This is a genomic window from Stenotrophomonas sp. CASM106 (assembly GCF_049384825.1).
Classification (GTDB): Bacteria; Pseudomonadota; Gammaproteobacteria; order Xanthomonadales; family Xanthomonadaceae; genus Stenotrophomonas; species Stenotrophomonas muris.
This window is the reverse complement of the sequence record NZ_JBMRFS010000001.1, coordinates 420,537-440,837: the sequence shown is the minus strand read 5'-3', so window position 1 is coordinate 440,837 and position 20,301 is coordinate 420,537. Positions and strand designations below refer to the sequence as shown.

The window sequence follows — 20,301 nt, the reverse complement described above, 5'->3', positions numbered from 1 at the left end:
CTATTCCTAAAGATCGATGGATGCAGTTGATCGGCCGGGGCTTACGCATTCGTGACGTAAATGGATGGGGTGCTGCAGGCGTCCCGTCGTGGCTGCCGGAACCATTAATGTGACGCGTCACGCCGGCGTGGCCCTGCGCCCCTGACCTGACTGGTTGACGCCGTCAGGGCAGGGCAGGGCTATCGAGTCTGCACGCGGGGGATCGACATGCGACCCAGGAACTGCGCCGGGGTGATGCGGGGCAACTGTTTGGCATGGGCGTCTGAGAAGTGGCGCAGGCCGCCCCAGAGTGCGGTGTCTCCGATCAGGAAGCAGCGGTGCTGGGCACGGGTGACGGCGACGTTGAGCAGATTGGGCTTGCTGGAGGCCCAGTGCGCCGCGCCCACCGTGTCCGTGTCGCAGCCCAGGACCATCCAGACAATGCTCTCCTCCTTGCCCTGGAAGGTGTGCACGGTGCCGACGCGCTCCCTGCACCACGTGCGCAGTTCGGTGGTGCGTGGCGCCTGCGTGCCGGGTGGGGCATCCGGGCCAAGCCAAGCGTCCTGGCTCCGCAGTCGCTCGAGCAGGGCATTCTTGATGCGCTTGAAGGGCGAAATGATGTAGACCGGGGGAAGGCTTCCGGTGCTGTGATAGAGCGCGGCCAACGCCTGCTGCACCAGGTCGATCTGGCACGGCACGACCTGCTTGTCGCTGGTGCGGCCGGGGGCGTGTACCCAGGCGCTGCTGCCGATGTCCAGGCTGTCGGCGGGTGGCCGCGCCGCACTGGGTTCCCAGGGGTTGGAGAAGATCATCTTCCCCTCGTAGGCAATCGTGTTGGCAATGGAGAACATCGGTTCGACGCAGCGACGATGCACGCGCAGCGGACTGCCGATCCAGAGCGGCGAGCCGCCCGACTCCATGCGGGCACCGAGCGGGTTGGCCTCGTCGGCCAGTACCTGTACGGAGGTCTTGTCGGGCGAGACGTTCACGCCTGCAGGCAGTGCGCTGGTTCGGCCCAGCGCCTGCAGCAGCTTGACCGGCACGGTGAACACCGGCTCGATCTGCAGCGGATCACCCACCACGACCGCGCGCCTGGAGCGCAGCAGTGCACCGACTGCCGCCTGCGGCACGGCCTGGCCAGCTTCATCGATGAACAGCCAGCCGATCGAGTCCGGCCCCAGGTGGCGGAACTGGCGTGCGACCGAGGCGAACGTGCTGGAGACAACCGGCACGATCATGAACAGGCTCTGCCAGATGGCCAGCGCATCGCGTGGCTCCTGCAGCCGCTTGCCACTCAGCAGGTGGCACAGTGCAATGACGTTCTGGGCGAAGCCGCCGCCCTTCTGCACCACTTCGTGCAGCCAGGCCTGGTGAAGCTGCAGTGCCGCCACGAAGAGGTTGGCGCGCTGCTCGTTGAGCTGCTCGCTGTTCCAGACTCCCTTGATCTGCCAGTCCTGATCTTCCAGTTCGGCCGCGTTGGCGGGATGGGACGCGGTGCCGAATTCGGCTTTCAGTTGTTCGAGCTGTTGCGTCATTCCAGCCCATTGCTGCGCCCGTGCCTGCGCGGCGGCCGATGCCTCGGCCAGGGTGCTCGCGGTTCGGCCCAGGTGCTGTTGCGCCGTATCACATTGCGTCCCGAGTTCGAGCCCGCGCTGGGTCCATCGGTGTTGATGATCTGCGTTCTGCACCATTGCGGCCGCATGGCTGTGCGCGCGCTGCCGGTCAAAGATGCGGGCCCACCAGCCAGGCTTCTCTTCCTTGAGCAGGATGCGTTGCGCCTTGAGCAGGGCGAGCTGTTCATCGGATCTGCTGCGCTGGCCCTCGAGTGCACGGCACTGCTGTGCAGCTTCCTCATGCGCGCGCTGTGCATCGCGAAGCTGAGAAGTCGTTTGCCGGCAGAAGCTCTCCTCATCGTTGCCGCTGATTTCACGGCTGAGCGAGGCAAGCCGATCCAGCTTTTCGACCAGGCCATTGACGATCGCATCGGCCTTGCCGAATTCCTGCCTGGCCTGCTGGAAGCTCATGGCTGCTGGGTTGTCCCGCCACTCCCAGAGCGACTGGTGGCGGGCGCGGTCGTAGCCCTTCGGGGTTTTGCCATCTTTTGGGGCGCTCCTGCTGATGGCCCGCACAAGTGCCTCGCGGTTGGCCTTCCTGCCCAGCGCGCAGCTGATCAACCCCCAGGCATCGCTGTCTGCCGCCGGTCGTTCATAGGCGCCCCTGCCGTTCCATTCGAGCAGGTTGCGGGCCAGTGGCCGCAGGTAGTCGAAGGTCACGTCCCCTGTGCTGTTGCGCCAGCGCGACCCTCCGGGCTTGCCCAGTGACCGGCGCTTCGGCAGGTCACGCGAAATATTCTCCACGGCGGCATTGTTCGACGATGCGACCACCATCTCGAAGCCGGTCAGGTCGGCCTTCAGTGGCGAGACCCTGCACGGCTTCTCACCTTCGAAGTTCACTTCGCGGGCTGGGCCGAGCGCACCGGCTGGCGTCGCGTACTGTGACAATGCACGTGCACGCCGCACGATGTTCTCAGCGAAGACCTCACGCAACAGCGTGGTCTTTCCGGTTCCGGGCGGGCCATTGACCGAGAAGATGCCTGAATCGCGCACCTGCTCGAAGATGCTGTTCACAGCGAACTGCTGCATCAGGCTCATCGTGTGTGCAGGATCGCCGGGCCAGTGGCCCCGATTGATGTGGCGCGGGCGCAGCCGGTCGGCAATCAGTACATGGCCTTCTGGGGTGTAAAGGTCTTCGCGTCGGCTTTCAGGCAATGGGCTCAGATAGGCGCGTAGCGGCGCACTGGCCTTGCCCTGGTCGAGTGCGCCGATGGCCCGCGCGATATCCTCGACGAAGAAACTGTTGAGGATGCTGATCTCCGCGTCCTCTTCGGGCTGGGCCTCGTCGTCCTCGGCGTCGTCCGCTTCCGCCGTTGACTCGTTGTCGGGCCCTGGGGGTGTGGCTTTTGGTGCTTGTTCCGGCTTCGGCTTGTCTTCAACGCTTTTCGCCCGGATGACCAGCAGCGGAGCGGACGCGTCGCCCGCGGAAGGGTCATGACCCGACCAGTTGCACAGGATGTCGAGCAGGCGCAACAGGTCGTCGGGGCTGCAGGGCGTTGGGCCCTCACCCTGTCCGGCGGGGGTGGCAGCGGCGCTGCGGAACGTTGCTACGTCGCGCTTGAGTGCTTCAAGGCTTGCCTGGAAGGCGTCGAAGTCCAGGCCCTGCAAGCCACGCCTGGAGATCGTGCCCAGTGCCCACGGAACGGTCGATACCGAGATTTCACCCAGCTGCAGCACGCCCTCGGCGCTTGCCCGCAGGCTGGCCGCGCAGGTCAGGCCTTCCAGTTCGGCCCGTTCGTCCTGTTCCAGCGACTCGTCTCCGCTTGGCGTCTCAGCCAGTACCCGCTGGGTGATATCGGCCAGCTGGGCTTTGTCGAATATGCCGAGGTAGACATCGAATCCGCTCAGCCTGCGACCGAATGGCAGGGGTGGGGACCACAGATCCTTCGGGTCCAATCGCTCGAGCTGATCCCTGGACAGCTGCCGTACGCTCCAGTCCGCGTCCTTCGACTCAAGGACCTGGCCCTGCAGATCGTAGGGGATGAAGAACTCAACCCTGTGCCAGAAGCTGAGGATCGCGCGATGACTGGCCTGCAACGCGTTGCGTCGTTCTTCCTTCAACTGCCTGTTCCTTCCATTGTGAAATCGGCCACGACCGGAATGCACCCTTCGTCGGCCATTGTGGCCGGCGCGCACAGCCCTGCATTAGCCATTAGCGGCCGCCGCGGTCCAGTCTTGAGTGTTCGCGACCCCGGCGCCAGCTACTGCAGGCAGGGCAGGGGCGGCGCCGCTGTCTGTACGCACGGGTCCGGCAGCGGCTGCGCGCGTGCCGGATGAACGATGCGGCAGCGGTGATGAATGCGACATCCGGCGCAAGCAGATGTCGACACGCCCTGCCGTCAGCAGGTGCTGCGTGGGGATGACCGATGGCTCAGCGCACCGACTGCGGCACGCGCCTCAGCTTTGCGGTGTCGTAACCCATGGCCGCGATGCGCTGCACGGCCTGCTGGTAGTCGCTCTCGGACACCTGTGGCGTGCGTGCCATGTACCACACGTAGTCGCGCTTGCTGCGCGCGACGATGGTCTGGCCGTAGTCATCGCGCAGCCAGGCAATCACATACTCGGCCTGGATCGGCCAGATGAACTGCATGCCCCAGATGGCGCCGTTGCCGTCCTTCTCGACCCGTCCAACAGGGTGCATCGACTTCTGGGGGGCGTCGAAGCTGCCCTTGCGATAGGTGAACGTGGTCTGGATGCGCCCGTCGGGCTTCAATGCGTAGCTCTCCACCGCGTCGAAAGCTTCGCGCTCCGGCCATGAGGGGATGTGGGCGATCACATACCAGTCACCCATGAAACGTGGCACGTCCACTGAGGGCGGGCGGGGCAGGGGACGGGTATCGGTGGAACTGCAGCCGGAACCAAACAGGCTCAATGCCAGCAGGGGAAGCAGCGAGCGCATGCGCATGTCACACCTCAACGGGGGCGGAACAGATAGTGGGCGACCAGCCACTGCTGGCCGTCGTCGTAGCCGAACAGCTCGGCGCATGCCATCCAGAACATGCGCCAGCGCTGCCACCAGATCTTCGCGGCGGCCTGGCCGTAGGTCGCGACCAGCACCGGCATCACCGCCTCGCGTGCTGCATCCTGGTTGGCCAGCCAGTGGTCGGCCGTGCGCTGGTAGTGGGTGCCGTCCAGCAACCAGCGCTGGTCAAGCCGCAGGTCGCGCTGGAAATGCAGCAGCGTGTCGGCCGCCGGCATCAGGCCACCAGTGAAGAAATGGCGGCCCATCCAGTTGTCGCCGCCCTCGGTCTCGAACGGGTACATCAGCGTGCGGTGGGCGAAGATGTGCACGAACAGCGCGCCGTCGGGCTTCAGCCACTGGCTGATGCGCGCCAGCAGGCGCTCGTAGTTGCGCACATGCTCGAACATTTCCACCGAGACGCAGCGGTCGAAGCGTGCGGTTGGCAGCTCGAGCTGGTTGACGTCGCGGGTGATCACCTCGACGTTGTGCAGCCCCCGGGCCTGGCACTGCGCCATGATGTGCTGGCGCTGGCTGTGCGAATTGGACACGGCGGTGATCGCGGCGGTGGGATAGCGCTCGGCCATCCACAGGGTCAGCGAACCCCAGCCGCAGCCCAGTTCGAGGATCTGCTGGCCATCGGCCAGTCCGGCGCGCTGGCCGTACAGCTCCAGCATGGCGTCCTCCGCCTGGTCCAGCGTTTCGCGCCCGGTGGGGTAGTAGCAGCTGCTGTACTTCAGGCGCCTGCCCAGGCAGGCCTGGAAGAAGGCCGCCGGAACCTCATAGTGCTGGCGGTTGGCCGCGTCGGTATGCAGCGCGAGCGGGCTGTCGGCCAGCTCGGCGATGCGACGGCCGAAGCGTGCGGACTGTGCTTCGATACCGCCCAGCATTTCCTCGTGCAGGCGTTGCGCGCACAGGCGACGGATGCCGGCGCGCAGCGCGGCATCGGGAACCAGGCCGCGTTCGGCCCAGGCGATCAGCCCGGTTTCCGCGTCGTCGGCCGGGGTCAGTGACGGAATCGCGCTCATGCGGAATGCTCCTTGGAAGGACGAGGGAACCAGGGGAAGAACATCGGCGTACTGCGCTGGTAGGCGCGGTAATCGTCGCCGCGGCTGCGCAGCGCCTGCTTTTCGGTGAACGGAATGCCGCTCAGGTAGCGCAGGAACACATACATCAGCAGCGGGCCGGACCACGCCAGCCACCACAGCGGCGAGCCGACCGCGAGCAGGACATAGCTGAACCAGTGCAGCCACTCGAAGAAGTAGTTGGGGTGGCGGGAGTAACGCCAGAGCCCGGCGCGGCAGGTGCGACCCTGGTTTGCCGGATTCGCGCGGAACCGGGCCAGCTGATGGTCGGCCAGGCTCTCGCCGCCGACGCTCAGCAGCCAGACGAGTGCGGCGGCCACGACCCACAACGTCATGCTGGTCTGTGGATTGGCAGCCACCGCGACGAAGGGCAGGGCGAACAGCACGACCAGCAGTGCCTGGGCCATGAAGAAGCCGAAGATCTTGGCTTGATGCCCTTGCCAGTAATCGCGCAGATAACGGTAGCGACCGTCTTCCTGTTCGTGGCGGACCCGATGCCACAGGTGCAGTGCCAGTCGGCTGCCCCACAGGCCACCGAGCACGCCCAGTGCAATGCGTGGCGCCGCCGCACCATCGCCGAGCCACGCCAGCAACAGGGCCGAAGCACCCACGCCCTTGGCCCAGAGCACATCGACCACGCCGATGTTGCGGTGGCGCCGCTGCCAGGCCCAGCCCCAGCTCATCACAAGCACGGCATACAGCAGTACCCACACCAGATTGATCATGACGGCGCTCCGGCCAAGGGCGGTGGAATGGTGCGGGAGCCGCGACGAGCGGCCATGCACAGCAGCGAAAGCGCGATGCTCCAGCCCACCCCCAGGACCAGCAGGCCCTGCCACAGCGGCGCAGTGAATCGAACCGCATCGAAACCGCGCGCTGCGGAGAGATAGGCCAGCGGGGCCAGCAGCAGGCCGAACGCGGCTGGCAGGGCAGGGTGGCGCAGCAGGAAGCGCGTCGAAGTGGTCAGCGTCATCGCAAACGCGGCCCACAACGCCATGATCCAAAGGGGTGGCGTCCAGCCCAGCGGGGCCGCGGCGTAGCGCACGGTGCCGCTGGCGGCGGCACTGGCGTCGACCAGCCACGCGCAGGCCATCGCCAACAGCATCAGCCGAAGATCCAGCCGAGGTTGCGGCGAGGTCAGCAGCTGGCTGCCGATGTAGAGCGACGCTGCCAGCAGCGCCGGCCATTGCCAGCCGCGCCCGGCGCCGGCCACGGCGCACAGCCAGACCAGCTGGTTGCCAAGCAGATTGGCCCAGAACCGGCGCACCTCAGCCGCCTTGACCCGATGCGCCAGCGGGACGATGCCCGGGGCGCGCCAGCAGCAGATGCGAAACGCCGATCGAACGCTCCAGGAAGCCGCCCTCGCAATAGGCCAGGTAGAACTCCCACATCCGGCAGAAGCGCGTATCAAAGCCCTGTGCCTGCACAGCGGGCAGCTGGGCAAGGAAGCGTTGGCGCCAGGCGCGCAGGGTCAGTGCGTAGGAGTGACCGAAATCCTGCTGGGCGACCAGCTGCAGGTCACTGGATCGGGTCTTGGCCGCCACCATCGCGTTGATCGACGGAATGAAGCTGCCCGGAAACACATAGCGCTTGATGTAGTCGACGCTGCGCCGTGCCTGCTCGTAGCGGTGATCTTCGATGGTGATGGCCTGCAGCAGGGCGACACCATCGGGCTTGAGCAGGCGCTGCAGCGTTGCCATGTAGGTGTCCAGGTATTCGGCGCCGATGGCTTCGATCATCTCGATCGATACCAGCTTGTCGAACTGGCCCTGCAGGTCGCGGTAGTCCTGCATCAACAGCGTGACCTTGTCCTGCAGCCCGGCTACGCGGACGCGCTCGCTGGCCAGTGCATGCTGCTCGGCGGAGATCGTGGTGGTGGTGACGTGGCAGCCGTAGTGCTGCGCCGCGTGCAGCGCAAAACCACCCCAGCCGGTACCGATCTCCACCACGCGGTCGCCCGGCTTGAGCTGCAGCTGCTGGCAGATGCGGTCCAGCTTGCGCCGCGAGGCGGATTCCAGCGACTCGCCCTCTTCGGCGAACAGGGCCGAGGAGTACATCAGGTCCGGTGACAGGAACAGGGCGAAGAAGTCGTTGCCGAGGTCGTAGTGCGCGGCGATGTTGCGGCGGCTGCCTTCGCGGCTGTTGCGGCGCAGGCGGTTCCAGCCGCGCAGCAGCCAGCCTCCCACGCGCGCCGGGCCGTGTTCCATGCTGTCGAGCAGATCGCGGTTGCGCACCAGCAGCCGTATCAGGGCGACCAGGTCGTCACAGCGCCATTCGCCATGGATGTAGCTTTCGCCGGCGCCAACGCTGCCCTGGGCCGCCACCTTGCGATAGAACGCCGGGTCCTCGATGGTGACGGTGACATGCAGCTCACCGCGGGCATCGCCCAACCAGACTTCGCCCAGCGCGTCGCGCACGCACAGGCGGCCGTCGCGCATCGGGGCGAGCTGGGCCAGCAGGCGGCGGCGCAGGAAGGCATCCAATGCGCCGGGGCGCGGCAGCGCGACCGAAGGAATCATCGAATTCATCGCGGTTTCTCGGCAAGGGTAGGGTGGTCGTGTACGGGATTGCGTTTCAGCCACAGCCGCAACGCATGCCAGTGGATGGCGGCCACCACCTGGGTGGTCATCAGTGGATAGCAGGCCAGGACGCGGGCCAGCCCGCGGCCATCCAGGGGGTGTCGTTGCATGACCTGGGTGGCATCAAACTGGCGCGCGCCGTCGCGCCAGACCTGCATGTGCACGCGCAGGTCCTCATCAGGGCAGTTGAACCGCCAGTCGTAATGACAATCCATCGGCATGAAGGGCGAGACATGGAAGCATTTGTCGAACCGCCAGCGCAGCGAGGTGCCTTCCTGCGTGGCCGTTGCGACCGGCAGCACGTAGGCGTGACGTTCCTTCCAGGGTGTGTTGGTGATCTCGGCGACGATGCAGTCCAGCGTGCTGCCATCGGCCCGGTAGCAGTAGTAGAAGCTGACCGGGTTGAACACGTGACCGGCGAAGCGCAGATGGGTGAGCAGGCGGACCGGGCCGGTGGGCCGGTAGCCCAGGGTTGATGCAGCGTGGTCGCGCACTGCATCGGCCAAGGGCCGCGCGGGATCGCCGAAGTAATCGCTGCGACGGAACTCGGCCAGATTGCGGCGATTGATCGACCACAGCCAGCGCCCGGCGAACACGCTGTCGAGTTCATCCAGGTCGAGCAGCAGCTGTGCGATCGGATAGCGGAACGCATGCGGGTGTGGCAGGTGCCTGCGGTGCGCCACCTGCCCGAAGTAGAGCGCACTGGCGCTCATGCGGCCACCTCGCCGGGAGCCGCCATGACGTGGTGCGGTTCACAGGTGCGCAGTGCATCGACCACGCGGCGGGCGCTGCGGATGCCGTCCTCATGGAAGCCCCAGCCCCAATAGGCGCCTGCGAACCAGGTGTGGCGGCGGCCCTGCAGCTCGGCCCAGCGCTGTTGCGCGCGCACTGCGGCATGGTCGTGCACCGGGTGCGCATAATGCAGGGTGCGCAGCACCTTGCCCGGGTCGATTGCCTCGCTGCGGTTGAGCGTGACCACCAGGGGCGTGCTGCCGGGCAGGCCCTGCAGCTGGTTCATGCAGTAGCTGACCGTGCAGGGCGCGGCAGGGTCGCGGGGCACATGGGCATTCCATGCCGCCCACGCCTTGCGGTTGCGCGGCAGCAATGACGCGTCGGTGTGCAGCACCGCTTCGTTGGCCTGGTAGCGGATGGCGCCGAGCACGTCGCGTTCGATGGGGTCGGCGTCACGCAGCAGCGCCAGGGCCTGGTCGCTGTGGCAGGCCAGGATGACCTCATCGAAGCCTTCCACGCCGGCCGCGCTGTGCACGCGAGCGCCCCACGGCATGCGCTCGACCGACTGTACCGGGCACTCCAGCCGCTCATGCACCCGCCAGCGGGCGCGCAGGGCATCGACATAGCGGGCCGATCCACCGCTCACCACCCGCCACGGTGCACGCCCGGTCATCTGCAGCATCTGGTGGTTGGCCATGAACTGGGCCAGATAGCGCGCCGGGAAGTCCATCACCGTGGCCGTCGGGGACGACCACAGCGCGGAGGCCATCGGCAGCAGGTGCTCGTCGATGAAGGCATCGCCGTAGCGCTGGCTGCGCAGGTACTGCCCCAACGTTGGGCCCTCGTCTTCTGCCAGCAACAGGGGGGCATCGCGGTAGAACCGGCGCAGGTCGGCCAGCATGCCCCAGAACCGCGGCGACACCAGGTTGCGGCGCTGGCAGAACAGGCCATCCAGCGAGGTGGCGTTGTACTCCACGCCGCTGCGCTCGCTGTGCATCGAGAAGCTCATCGTGGTCGGCTGCGAGGCTACGCCCAGCTCGTCGAACAGTGCGGTCAGCAGCGGGTAGTGCTGGGGATTGAACACGATGAAGCCGGTGTCCACCGCCATGCGGACGCCATCCACCCGCACGTCGTGGGTGTGGGTATGGCCGCCCAGATAGTCGTTGGCCTCGAACAGCGTGACGTCGTGTTCGCCGTCCAGCCACCAGGCGCTGGCCAGTCCTGCAATGCCCGAACCGATGATCGCGATGCGCATCTCAGTACCTCGCCTTGGCCAGCACCCACTCGGGAATCGGCTTGAGCCCTTTGACCAGCCCAAGCGCCGCCATCGCGCGCAGTCCATACCAGGTCAGGTCCACTTCCCACCAGCGGAAGCCCTGGCGGACGGTGCCCGGGAAGAAGTGGTGGTTGTTGTGCCAGCCTTCGCCGAAGGTGAGCAGCGCCAGCCAGAGATTGTTGCGGCTGTCATCGCGGGTCTCGAAGCGGCGGCGGCCGAAGCGATGGGCCAGCGAATTGATGGTGACCGTGGCGTGGAACAGCACGATCGTGGAAATGAAGAAGCCCCACACCAGCAATTGCGAGCCGGAGGTATGCAAGCCTGGCGCCCAGCGCTCCAACCCGGCGCCCAGTGCATACAGCGCTGCAGCCAGCAGTACCGGCACAGCCGTATCGAAGCGGTCCAGCCAGCGCAGCTCCGGGTAGCGCGCCAGGTCGGGCACCCGCGACAGGTCGGTGGCAAAGGCCTCGCGGGTCAGGAACCAGCCCATGTGGCTGCGCCAGAAGCCGCCCTCACGGGGGGAGTGCGGGTCCAGCGGCTGGTCGGCGTGACGGTGGTGGTGGCGATGGTGGGCGGCCCACCACAGCGGCCCGCGCTGTACGCTGGAGGCGCCGATCACCGCGAACACGAACTGCACCGGCCGCGATGCCTGGAAGGTGCGATGCGAGAAGTAGCGGTGGTAGAACGCCGTGATGGCGAACATGCGCACCGCATAGAGTGCTGCAGCCACGATCACCGCTGTCCACGAGATGCCCACCCAGATCACTGCGATGCAGGCCAGGTGCATCAGCGCGAAGGGCACGGCGCGCACCCAGTCGATCCGCCCCGGCCGCTCGCCGGTGGCCTCTGCGGCGTTGCCGGTATCGAACCAGCGCTGCAGCGTGCGCAGCAGGCGCCAGCGTCGACGGGGGAGGGGCGCTACAGAGGCCATGGCGGATCTCGGCGGGTTTCGTGTCTTCCTCTACGCGGCAGAAGGCCCACTGGATGCGGAGCGCGGCAGGAAATTTAGATTTCACCTGGCCGTAACGGTGCAGCGATCTGTCAGCGGCCGCGCCCAGGCCTGCTGCCATTCGCTGGCGGGGCGACCAGCCGCTGCGGCGATGAAGCGCACCGTCACCTGTGGATAGGCACCGCGTTGATCGCGCAGGTTGCTGGTGCCACGGAACTCCAGCAGGCGCTGGTCAGCGCTGGCATATACCAGCGCAAGGCGTGGCGCGATGCCGCCGTACCAGGTGTCCAGGCTGACCTCGATCGACTGCGCATCGATCCCCTGCCAGCGCTGCGGGCCGATGCGCCTTACCTGTACCGGGAAGTAGCGCTGCCGCGCTGGAACCAGGAAGGGCAGGGTCACACGCTCGCCGCGCATGAGCGCCTGCCAATGCAGGCGCACCGCCGCGTCGAACCCTGCGTCGATGACCGCGCCGGTCGGCAGGTCGAGCTCGCGCTGCACCGGTGGGCTGCCGGCATCCTCCTTCCACGCGATCGAGACCCTGCCGCTGGCGGCCTCGACGTCGGCCTTCTGGCCGCTGCGCCGGTCCTCCAGGGTATAGCCGCGCGCCTGTGGGTCCGCGCTGGCCGGCAGGTGCTTGCGGGCGAAAGGCCGCCCGTCCGCGCATTGGTACAGCACCCAGCGCTCGGCACCCTCGGCCGCATCGCGTCGCCAGTGCACCTCGCGGTAGAGCAGGTCGCCGCGCGACGACGTTGCTACCCCCTCGCTTCGCAGCCAGGGCGCGGCCAGCGCGACATGGGGCAGGCACAGCAGCAGCCAGGCGGTACGCATCGCGTTCATCCGGGAAAGGAGGGCTGAGGTCATACGGCGGGGATGGGCGGTTGGATGCGTCTGCAGCGGCTGCATCCAATCACGGCCCCTGCGCGTACAGAGGACAGACCTTCACCCGCCCGCCGCGAACGCCGATGTACCCTGACGCCGCCAGCAACCCCCTCAACTTCGATACCGCACGCATCGTGTCCAGTTCCCAGCAGCCGAGCAGCGAGCCGACGAACTGGGCCGGTGACATGGACGGCGTGGCACGGCTTCGTGACCGCGACTGTTTCATGCGGATCTACGACTACTTCATGCCGCGGCTGTGCGTATACCTGCGGGGCCTGGGCGTGCCTGACGCAGTGGCCGAGGAACTGGCGCAGGAGAGCCTGCTGCGGCTATGGCTGCGCGCGGCCGATTTCGATCCCGCGCAGGGTGCGCTGAGCACGTGGCTGTATCGCATCGCCCGTAACCTGCACATTGACCGCATCCGCCGCGAGCGCAGCTGGATGCAGGTGCAGGCAGCCGTCGAGGACGCAGCAACCCTGGATGTGATCGAACGCAGCAGCGCCGAACAGTTTGCCGACCAGGCCCGGCTGCGCCAGCGCATCAACGAACTGCCCGCCGTGCAGGCGCGCTTGGTGCGCATGTCCTATTTCGAGGCCAAGAGCCACAGCGAGATCGCCGAGGCGATCGGCATGCCCTTGGGCACCGTCAAGTCGCATCTGCGGCGCGCGTTCCTGCAGCTGCAGGCCAAAGTGGGAGGTGCGCTGTGAACCCGCGCCACCACCTGCACGAATCGACGTTGATGAGCTATGCCGCAGGCGCGCTGCCCGCGCCACTGAGCGTGGTCGCTGGTACGCATCTGGAGCAGTGCCCGCACTGCCGCCAGCGCCTGCGCGAGGCCGAGGCGATCGGCTCGGTGCTGCTCGAGCAGACCCAGCCGCCCGCGCCTGATCCACGCCGCGAACAGCTGCGCGAGGCCATGCTGATGCAGCTGGCTGCGGAAATGCCGATTGCCATGGACCAGGCCGCGCGTCCCGTGCCGAAGGAGCGGCCCGAGGCCGACCCGGACCATCTGCCTGCCTCGCTGCACCCCTACTTCGGGGCATCGCTCAGTGGGTTGCGTTGGCGCTGGATGGCACCCGGCGTGCACTGCATCCGTGCCGAGCAGATGCCTTCGCTGATCATGCTGAAGATCGCCCCGGGCAAATGCCTGCCCATGCACAGCCATGGCCGCAGCGAGCTGACCCAGATCCTGCGCGGTTCCTACAACGATGCGCTGGGGCTGTTCGCACCCGGCGACGTGGCGGACCTGGATGAAGACGTGGAGCATCAGCCGGTGACCGCGCCGGGGGTGCCGTGCATCTGCGTGTCGGCGCTGGATGCACCGCTGGTGTTCAGCGGGTGGCTGGCGCGCAAGATCCAGCGGTTCGTGAAACTCTAGCGCGGCCCTGGCCATGGCTCAGGCACGGACATTTCGGATTCTCCTGACCGGCGCTGCAGGCCTGGTGGGGCAGGGCGTTGCCCTGGCCTGCCAGCGCTCGCCGCAGGTTGCCGGCTTGACCGCGCTGGTGCGGCGCCCGGGCAGCCTGCGCGGACCCGGCAGCGAACGGGTAGTCCCGGACTTCCTGCACATCGACGCGCAGCGTGATGAACTGGCCGGGTACGACGCATGCTTCTACTGTGCCGGTGCGCCACCGGTTGGCACTGCCGAGGCCGAGTACCGGCGCGTGACCCTGGACACCACACTGGCAGTGGCCCGCGCCTGGGCTGCGGTGAATCCGCAGGGGTCCTTCCTGTATGTCTCCGGCGCAGGCGCGGACCCGCAAAGCCGGCTGATGCCGCTGCGGGTGAAGGGCGAGACCGAGCGGGCGTTGCAGGCGCTGCCGCTGCGCGCGGTGATGCTGCGTCCGGGCGGGGTCCGGCCGGTGCCGGGGACAGGTACCCGGCATGCCCTGTTGAAACCCCTGTACTGGGGCGGCGCACCGTTGATGAAACTGGCCGGTGCGCTCGCGCCCTCGCTGATGACCAGCAACCTGGCGCTGGGCATGGCCATGATCGCCCTGGCCGGAAGAGAAAATCCGCCGGCCACGATCGAGTGCGCGGATATCAACCGGATCGCGGCAGGCATGCGCGATGCGTCCGCCTGACCTCAGCGCGGCGCAGCCTCCAGCGCGGTGCGCACTGCCAGCGCAAGGTCACTGCGGGTAAATGGCTTTGGCAGCAGGGCGGCTGCACGCCCCAGCGCGCCAACCGCATCGTGGTCGCGTGGATAGCCTGACGTGAACAGGACCGCGATTGCCGGCCAGCGTTCACGCACCTCACGCACCAGCTCCCAGCCGGACATGCCCGGCATCACCACGTCCGAGAACAGCAGGTCGACCTTGGTGTCCGGCCGTTCCAGCAGCCGCAACGCCGAGGGGCCGTCGTGCGCTTCCAGCACGCGGTAGCCCAGCAGGCGCAGCGCATCGACTGTATGCGCACGGACATCGTCGTTGTCCTCGGCCACCAGCACGGTTTCCTCGCGTGGCGAGTAGCCGGCCAGGCCCGTCTGCGGGACGCGAGCCTCGCAAGGCAGCGCCAGAGGCGAGCGCGGGAACATCATGGTGATGCTGGTACCGCCGCCTTCCACCGAATCGATCAGCACGTGGCCACCGGACTGCTTCACGAAGCCGTGCACCATCGACAGGCCGAGCCCGGTGCCGCGACCGACCTGCTTGGTGGTGAAGAACGGCTCGAACACGCGCGCCAGGGTGGCCGCGTCCATGCCGTGGCCGTTGTCGCGCACCCGCAGCATCACATACTCGCCGGGGGAAGCATCCGGGAACAATGCGGCGTAGTCGTGGTCGAGGTGGCTGTTGTCGACTTCGATCACCAGGCGGCCGCCGTGCGGCATCGCGTCGCGCGCATTGACCGCCAGGTTCAGCACCGACGCTTCCAGTTGGCTGATGTCGATCTCCACGCACCAGATGTCCTCGGCGGTGCGGATGTCCAGTTGCACCAGTTCGCCCAGCGCCCGCCGCAGCATGTCCTGCATGTCCAGCAGGCACTCGTTGAGGTTGGCTGCCTGGCTGTGCAGCGGCTGGCGCCGGGCAAAGGCGAGCAGGCGCTGGGTGAGGCTGGCGGCACGGCCAACCCCCTTCAGGGCATTGTCCAGGGCACGGCTGGCCATCGCGCCGGCTTCGCCGGCCCGTTCGCTGAGCAGCATGGCGTGCTCGATGTTGCCCGAGATCACCGTCAGGATGTTGTTGAAATCATGCGCGATGCCGCCGGTGAGCTGGCCGACCGCCTCGATCTTCTGCGACTGGCGAAGCGCATGCTCGGCCTGCCGCCGCGCAGTGGTTTCCACCGCCTCCGATACCACGGCGGTGGCCACGCCGTCGGCGTCCAGCAGCGGGCGCAGCGAGACATCGAAGCTGCGCCGGCCGGTGGGCAGTTCCAGCTCGAGGGAATGCAGCGAGTTGCGACCCTGCGCCGCCGCGGCGACGGCCTGGTCAACCACCGTGCCGACGCCGTCGGTGTTGGCGAACCACAAGGATTCGCCGAAGCGCTGGCCGACAATGTCCTTCTTGTCCGCCAGCACGGCGGCCAATGAAGCGTCATTGGCATCGACCACGCGCCCGGACAGATCCAGCAACACCTGATGCTGGAAGCTGGATTCAAAGATTGCCTGCAGCCGCCGTTTGCTGGCCCGCAGTTCGGCGGTGCGCGCCTGCACCTGCTGCTCCAGGACCTGGTTGTCCTCACGCAGGGCCAGTTCGGCCTGCTTCAACACCGATACGTCGCTGCCCATGCAGATGTAGCCGGCCACGCTGCCATCGGCGGCATGCTCCGGCACGCAGTCCATCTGCACGAATCGTGACTGGCCGCTGCGATGCACGAGCTCGACCTGGAAGCTGGTGCGCTCGCCCTGCAGCACGCGTTCCAGGCTGGGGAGGGCACGTTCGAAGGCGCTGATGCCGCTGACATCGCGGGCAAGGCGTCCCAGCAATTCGGCCTGGCTCACGCCATGCCAATCCAGGAATGCCTTGTTCGCGAAGCGGTAGCGGTGGTCCTTGTCGAGCCGGGCGATCAGCGCCGGAACGGCGTCGGTCACCTGCTGCAGCTGCGCCTGGCTCTCATTGAGCGCAGCCTGCGCCTGCACCAGCTGGTTGCGCTCGTGGGCTTCCTGCCGCGCGCGACGGATGGCATCCGGCAAGCGCTGCAGGCGCTGCTTCACCACATAGTCGCGTGCGCCGCGGGTCAAGGCCTGCACGGCCAGCTCTTCGGTCAGGGTGCCGGAGACGAAGATGAAAGGCGTGTGCGGGATGCGCTCGCGCGCCAGCGCAAGGGCGGCATCGCCATCGAATCCGGGCAGTACGTGGTCGGCCAGGATGATGTCGAAGGGGCGATTGTCGATCGCCTCGATGAACGCATTGCGGGTCCACAGCCGCTCGGCCTCGAAGTCGAGGCCTGCGCGCTGCAGCTGTGCGCTGATCAGCTCCGCGTCAAGCGCGCTGTCCTCCAGCATGAGGATGCGCAGGCGCTCACTGCGGCGCGATCCATCACGCATGGCGCTGTCCCGAACCGTTGGGCCGGTGCGGCGGTGGTTGGTTGGTGATGCCCCAGAACATGCCCAGCCCCTGGATGGCATCGAAGAATTCCTTGAAATCGACCGGCTTGACCACGAATGCATTGACGCCCAGTTCGTAGCTCCGCACCAGATCCTGTTCCTCGCGTGAGGAGGTCAGCATCACGATCGGGGTGCTGCTCAGCTGCGCGTCGCCACGGACCTGTTCGAGCACTTCCAGGCCATTGACCTTGGGCAGCTTCAGGTCCAGCAGCACCACGACCGGGCCGCCGTGCATGGCGCCGGCGAACTTGCCTTCGCAGCGCAGGTAGTCCAGCGCCTCGGCGCCATCGCGCACGTGGATGACGTCGTTCAGCAGCTGGCAGCGTGACAACGCGGCCATCGTCAGCTCGGCGTCTTTGGGGCTGTCCTCGACCAGGAGGATCGGCCGCAGGTCCCTCATGGGTGATCTCCTGTGGAACGGGGTAGGGTGAAATGGATCGTGGCGCCCTTGCCGGGTTCGCCCTCGGCCCAGGTGCGGCCGCCGTGGCGGCCGATGATGCGGCGCACATTGGCCAGGCCGATGCCGGTGCCTTCGAATTCCTCGACGTGATGCAGGCGCTGGAACACGCCGAACAGCTTGTCCACGTAGCGCATGTCGAAGCCGCAGCCGTTGTCGCGCACGAAGAAATGGTCTTCGTCGTCGTTGCGTTCGTGGCCGACCTCGATAACTGCCTGCTCGCGCTCGCGGGTGAACTTGATCGCGTTGCCCAGCAGGTTCTGCCAGACCAGGCGCAGCATGGTCGGATCGGCCTCGACTTCCGGCAGCGGCGCCAGCGTCCATTGCACCTCGCGGCCGGCATAGTCCAGGGCCAACGTCCTGCGCACGTCCTCGGCCAGTGCAGCCATGTCCAGCCGCACCCGGCCCACCGTCGAGCGGCCCATCTGCGAGAAGCTGAGCAGGTCATCCACCAACGTGCCGGCCGATTTCGCCGATTCCACGATGGTGTCGAGGAAGCGGCGTTCGGTGTCGTTGAGGCGCTCGCCCGCAGAGCTGCCCAGCAGCTCCGAGTAGCCGACGATGTGGCGGAAGGGAGCGCGCAGGTCGTGGCTGACCGAATAGGAGAACGCTTCCAGTTCCTTGTTGCTGCGCACCAGCTGTTCGTTCAGCTCCGCCATTTCCTCGGCCTTGCGCAGCACGATGTCGACAATGGCGGTGCGCATTTCGTGCGCGGCATCGCAGTCGGCATCACTCCACGGCAGGCTGCGCCGCTGCACGGTCTCCTTCCACGCCTCGAACGAGTTGCGCGGCGACAGGGCCACGCCGGGCGCATCGGTCTTGCGCGGGTCGCCCCCCCAGCGCACGGTGCGCACGACCTCCGGCCGGAACCACATCAGGTAGCTGTGATGGAGCTGCGAGATCGACACCGCCAGCAGGCCACTGGCCACGTCGGTCAGGTGCGCGGCAGGCGACCAGTCGGCGGCGAGATGATCGGTGCAGTACATTTCCTGCCCGGCGTGCTGGTTGGCCAGCCAGTCGGCCAGGGCCAGCACCTCGCTGGGGGGCGGGCACTGCCCTACGCGCATGCAGTCCCCCTTGTGCACGATGGCCGCGCCGGCCGCGCCGGTCAGGGAGAGCAGGCTGGCCTCATCGTGGCGCAGCGCCGCCATGAACTCTTCGTCCCCGGCCATGCGTGCCAGCAGCTTGACCAGCACCGAGCGACGGGCCACGCGTTCCTCGATCGCGCGCGCGCGCTCCTTCAGCGCGATCTGCAGTGACAGGATCTGGCCCATGAACTCACAGGCCGTACGCACGTGGTACGGCAGGCGGCGCGGCTGCACCGCGTGGCAGGACACCAGGCCCCACAGCCGCCCTTCGTGCACCAGCGACACCGACATTGATGCCCCGGTGCCCATGTTGCGCATGTACTGCAGGTGCACGGGCGAGACGCTGCGCAGCACGGCCAGGCTAAGGTCGGTGGGCGGCGCGTCGCGATGCGCTTCCGCGCGCAGCAGCGGTGCAGGGGTGTAATCGCTGTCCGCAATCAGGCGCACCCGGTTGCGGCGGTACAGCTCACGCGCCTGGGCGGGGATGTCCGATTCGGGGAAGCGCAGGTCCAGATAGGATGGCAGCAGGCCGTTGCCGTCCTCGGCCACCACCGTGCCATTCCAGCCTGCATCGAACTGGTAGACCAGGGTGCGGTCGAAGCCGGTGAGGCGTCGCACATGCGCGGCGGCCAGCCTGCACAGGTCTTCCACCGTCGTGGCGGTCTCGATGCCGGACATCAGCTCGCGGATCGCCGGGTACAGCTCTTCCAGCGAACCGGGCTGGCCCGGAACCGGCGCCTCCAGTTCAACCAAAAGGTCGGTTGCAGACCGGTGCACGAGCAGCTGGTGGCGGCCATGGCCATCCAGATGCACCGCGCCCACGTGTGCGCTGCTGCCAACCGTGGCCTGCTGCAACACCGCCTGGAACGGCGCCAGCACGCCACCCATCACCTCGGCGACGTGTTGCATCAACGGCTCGCCGAACTGCTGCAGCAGGGCGGGGTGGCTGATGGCGCGCTCACGCACCTGCAGCGAGTGCGGTTCCACCACCAGAAGCACACCGTACGGCTGGATCGCGCCGGGGGTATGGATCGGTTCGCGCGCGCAACGCGACAGGGCAGCGTCGTGCGTGGGCTCAGCAGAAGGCATCAAGGGCGGGACTCATCATTCGTGAAGGGCAGGAACGACCCAGCGGTGTATCCGGTAACCATGGATGGTGAAGCAAAAGAGCGTATCCGCCTACCTCCCTGTGCATGTGGCGTGTCCTCCATCTGAAACTGAATTCTTCATACAAGCAGCGATGCGCATGCGGCAGGCGTCTCTGCCGGCTTCGCGGCCAGTGCATCTGCGCTGCACGCCGGCTCGACAGCGGCTGCCCTAGGGTGGCTCGACTTCCGTCGGATACCACGCCCGTGAACCTGCAGACCCTGCCTTCTACGCCGTACCGCATGCTGGCTGACAGTTGCCAGTTCGAACTGCTGGATGTGGATGCCCTGCAGGACCCCGCCAGTGGCCGGTTGCTGCACCTGTATTCGCTGGTGGCCCGTTGCCTGTCCTGCGAGACGGTGTTCAAGGCCGAAGAAGGACAAGGGCTGGTCAGCCATTCGTCGGCGCGTGTGGTGCGTTGCCCCACCGGCTGCGGGCAGCAGGCGTTCAAGCCGGCGCTGTTGAGGAACTGGCGCCCACAGGTCGTGGCCCAGGCGTAAGCGATGCGGCGCGCTATCACAGCAGGCCGGGGTTGGCACGCCAGACTGCGAAGTTGAGCGCCGAGGCGAAGCAAATCCAGGCCAGATAGGGCAGCAGCAGTATGGCTGCCATCGTGCGGACGCGCACGAACGCGAGCATCGTCGCGCACACCAGCGCCACCAGCACCAGGATGTCGACGAAGGCGAGGGCGCCCAGCTTCCAGCCGAAGAACAGCCAGCTCCACAGTGCATTGATGGCCAGCTGCACCAGATAGAGCCACAGCGCAGGCCGCGCGCCGCGCCAGCCGCGCTCCCGCCAGACCAGCCACGCCGCAATCGCCATCATGGCGTACAGCAGGGTCCATACCGGGCCAAACAGACCGGCAGGCGGCGCCCATGCCGGCAGGACGAGCGTGGCATAGAAGCTGGCGGCGGACGTCGAGGCCCACGCGCCCAGTGCGGCGGCGGCGAAGGTGATCGCCCCCCATCCCAGAAGGCCATAGGCCTGTGTGCGCTTGTTCATTGCGTGCA

At 67.2% G+C, this 20,301-nt stretch carries 18 protein-coding genes; 4 read left to right on the top strand and 14 right to left on the bottom strand.

The annotated features are described in order from the left end of the window. Positions 1 to 179 precede the first annotated feature (179 nt). The 10 genes from VG556_RS02120 to VG556_RS02075 all read right to left on the bottom strand — a co-directional run bounded on the left by VG556_RS02120 (position 180) and on the right by VG556_RS02075 (position 12,003). Entirely contained in the window at positions 180 to 3,653 is a 3,474-nt protein-coding gene (locus tag VG556_RS02120; RefSeq protein WP_100450029.1) for a DEAD/DEAH box helicase, read from the bottom strand. Positions 3,654 to 3,963: 310 nt separating this feature from the next. Then, the gene (locus VG556_RS02115; RefSeq protein WP_032961066.1) at positions 3,964 to 4,497 is read right to left on the bottom strand and encodes a lipocalin family protein; all 534 of its coding nucleotides are present in this window, start codon (positions 4,495 to 4,497) and stop codon (positions 3,964 to 3,966) included. 8 nt (positions 4,498 to 4,505) lie between these two features. After that, a complete protein-coding gene (locus tag VG556_RS02110) occupies positions 4,506 to 5,579 on the bottom strand; it encodes an SAM-dependent methyltransferase (protein ID WP_100450030.1) in 1,074 nt (357 codons plus the stop codon). Further along, on the bottom strand, positions 5,576 to 6,361 hold the full coding sequence (locus VG556_RS02105; protein WP_100450031.1) for a DUF1295 domain-containing protein: 786 nt from the start codon (positions 6,359 to 6,361) through the stop codon (positions 5,576 to 5,578). The genes VG556_RS02110 and VG556_RS02105 overlap by 4 nt, the downstream gene beginning before the upstream one ends. After that, positions 6,358 to 6,903, bottom strand: a complete 546-nt coding sequence (locus tag VG556_RS02100; RefSeq protein WP_100450032.1) for a DUF2878 domain-containing protein — start codon at positions 6,901 to 6,903, stop codon at positions 6,358 to 6,360. Before VG556_RS02100 ends, VG556_RS02105 begins: the two co-directional genes overlap by 4 nt. Position 6,904: 1 nt before the next feature. Continuing rightward, positions 6,905 to 8,164 carry an SAM-dependent methyltransferase gene (locus tag VG556_RS02095; protein ID WP_100450033.1) on the bottom strand — a complete coding sequence of 420 codons (1,260 nt, stop codon included), beginning with the start codon at positions 8,162 to 8,164 and terminating at the stop codon, positions 6,905 to 6,907. After that, positions 8,161 to 8,928 carry a DUF1365 domain-containing protein gene (locus tag VG556_RS02090; RefSeq protein WP_014647127.1) on the bottom strand — a complete coding sequence of 256 codons (768 nt, stop codon included), beginning with the start codon at positions 8,926 to 8,928 and terminating at the stop codon, positions 8,161 to 8,163. Before VG556_RS02090 ends, VG556_RS02095 begins: the two co-directional genes overlap by 4 nt. Then, positions 8,925 to 10,202, bottom strand: a complete 1,278-nt coding sequence (locus tag VG556_RS02085) for an NAD(P)/FAD-dependent oxidoreductase (protein ID WP_049405285.1) — start codon at positions 10,200 to 10,202, stop codon at positions 8,925 to 8,927. The genes VG556_RS02090 and VG556_RS02085 overlap by 4 nt, the downstream gene beginning before the upstream one ends. A gap of 1 nt (position 10,203) precedes the next feature. Next, complete coding sequence (locus VG556_RS02080) at positions 10,204 to 11,154, bottom strand: acyl-CoA desaturase (RefSeq protein ID WP_075075970.1); 951 nt, start codon at positions 11,152 to 11,154, stop codon at positions 10,204 to 10,206. Positions 11,155 to 11,235: 81 nt separating this feature from the next. Beyond that, positions 11,236 to 12,003, bottom strand: a complete 768-nt coding sequence (locus VG556_RS02075) for a hypothetical protein (RefSeq protein ID WP_100450034.1) — start codon at positions 12,001 to 12,003, stop codon at positions 11,236 to 11,238. Positions 12,004 to 12,137: 134 nt separating this feature from the next. Here VG556_RS02075 and VG556_RS02070 point away from each other — a divergent pair, with 134 nt between their 5' ends. The 3 genes from VG556_RS02070 to VG556_RS02060 are packed head-to-tail and all read left to right on the top strand — an operon-like array spanning position 12,138 to position 14,138. Further along, entirely contained in the window at positions 12,138 to 12,761 is a 624-nt protein-coding gene (locus VG556_RS02070) for a sigma-70 family RNA polymerase sigma factor (protein ID WP_014647131.1), read from the top strand. Then, positions 12,758 to 13,432 (top strand): ChrR family anti-sigma-E factor, encoded by a 675-nt coding sequence (locus tag VG556_RS02065; protein WP_046430513.1) that lies wholly within the window; start codon positions 12,758 to 12,760, stop codon positions 13,430 to 13,432. The genes VG556_RS02070 and VG556_RS02065 overlap by 4 nt, the downstream gene beginning before the upstream one ends. Before the next feature lie 13 nt (positions 13,433 to 13,445). Continuing rightward, positions 13,446 to 14,138, top strand: coding sequence for an oxidoreductase (locus tag VG556_RS02060; RefSeq protein ID WP_100450035.1), 693 nt, complete (start codon positions 13,446 to 13,448; stop codon positions 14,136 to 14,138). 2 nt (positions 14,139 to 14,140) lie between these two features. On the opposite strand, the gene VG556_RS02055 is transcribed toward VG556_RS02060, so the two are convergent. The 3 genes from VG556_RS02055 to VG556_RS02045 are packed head-to-tail and all read right to left on the bottom strand — an operon-like array spanning position 14,141 to position 19,234. Further along, a complete protein-coding gene (locus tag VG556_RS02055; protein WP_100450036.1) occupies positions 14,141 to 16,540 on the bottom strand; it encodes a response regulator in 2,400 nt (799 codons plus the stop codon). Then, a complete protein-coding gene (locus tag VG556_RS02050; RefSeq protein ID WP_100450037.1) occupies positions 16,533 to 17,000 on the bottom strand; it encodes a response regulator in 468 nt (155 codons plus the stop codon). Before VG556_RS02050 ends, VG556_RS02055 begins: the two co-directional genes overlap by 8 nt. After that, positions 16,997 to 19,234: an ATP-binding protein gene (locus VG556_RS02045; protein ID WP_111144203.1), complete on the bottom strand. Its 2,238-nt coding sequence runs from the start codon at positions 19,232 to 19,234 to the stop codon at positions 16,997 to 16,999. Before VG556_RS02045 ends, VG556_RS02050 begins: the two co-directional genes overlap by 4 nt. A gap of 263 nt (positions 19,235 to 19,497) precedes the next feature. Between VG556_RS02045 and VG556_RS02040 the strand changes: the two genes are divergently transcribed. Next, positions 19,498 to 19,791, top strand: coding sequence for a hypothetical protein (locus tag VG556_RS02040; RefSeq protein ID WP_014647137.1), 294 nt, complete (start codon positions 19,498 to 19,500; stop codon positions 19,789 to 19,791). A gap of 16 nt (positions 19,792 to 19,807) precedes the next feature. Here the strand turns inward: VG556_RS02040 and VG556_RS02035 are convergent, their stop codons facing one another. Further along, positions 19,808 to 20,293, bottom strand: a complete 486-nt coding sequence (locus VG556_RS02035; protein ID WP_049405294.1) for a TspO/MBR family protein — start codon at positions 20,291 to 20,293, stop codon at positions 19,808 to 19,810. Positions 20,294 to 20,301: the final 8 nt, after the last annotated feature.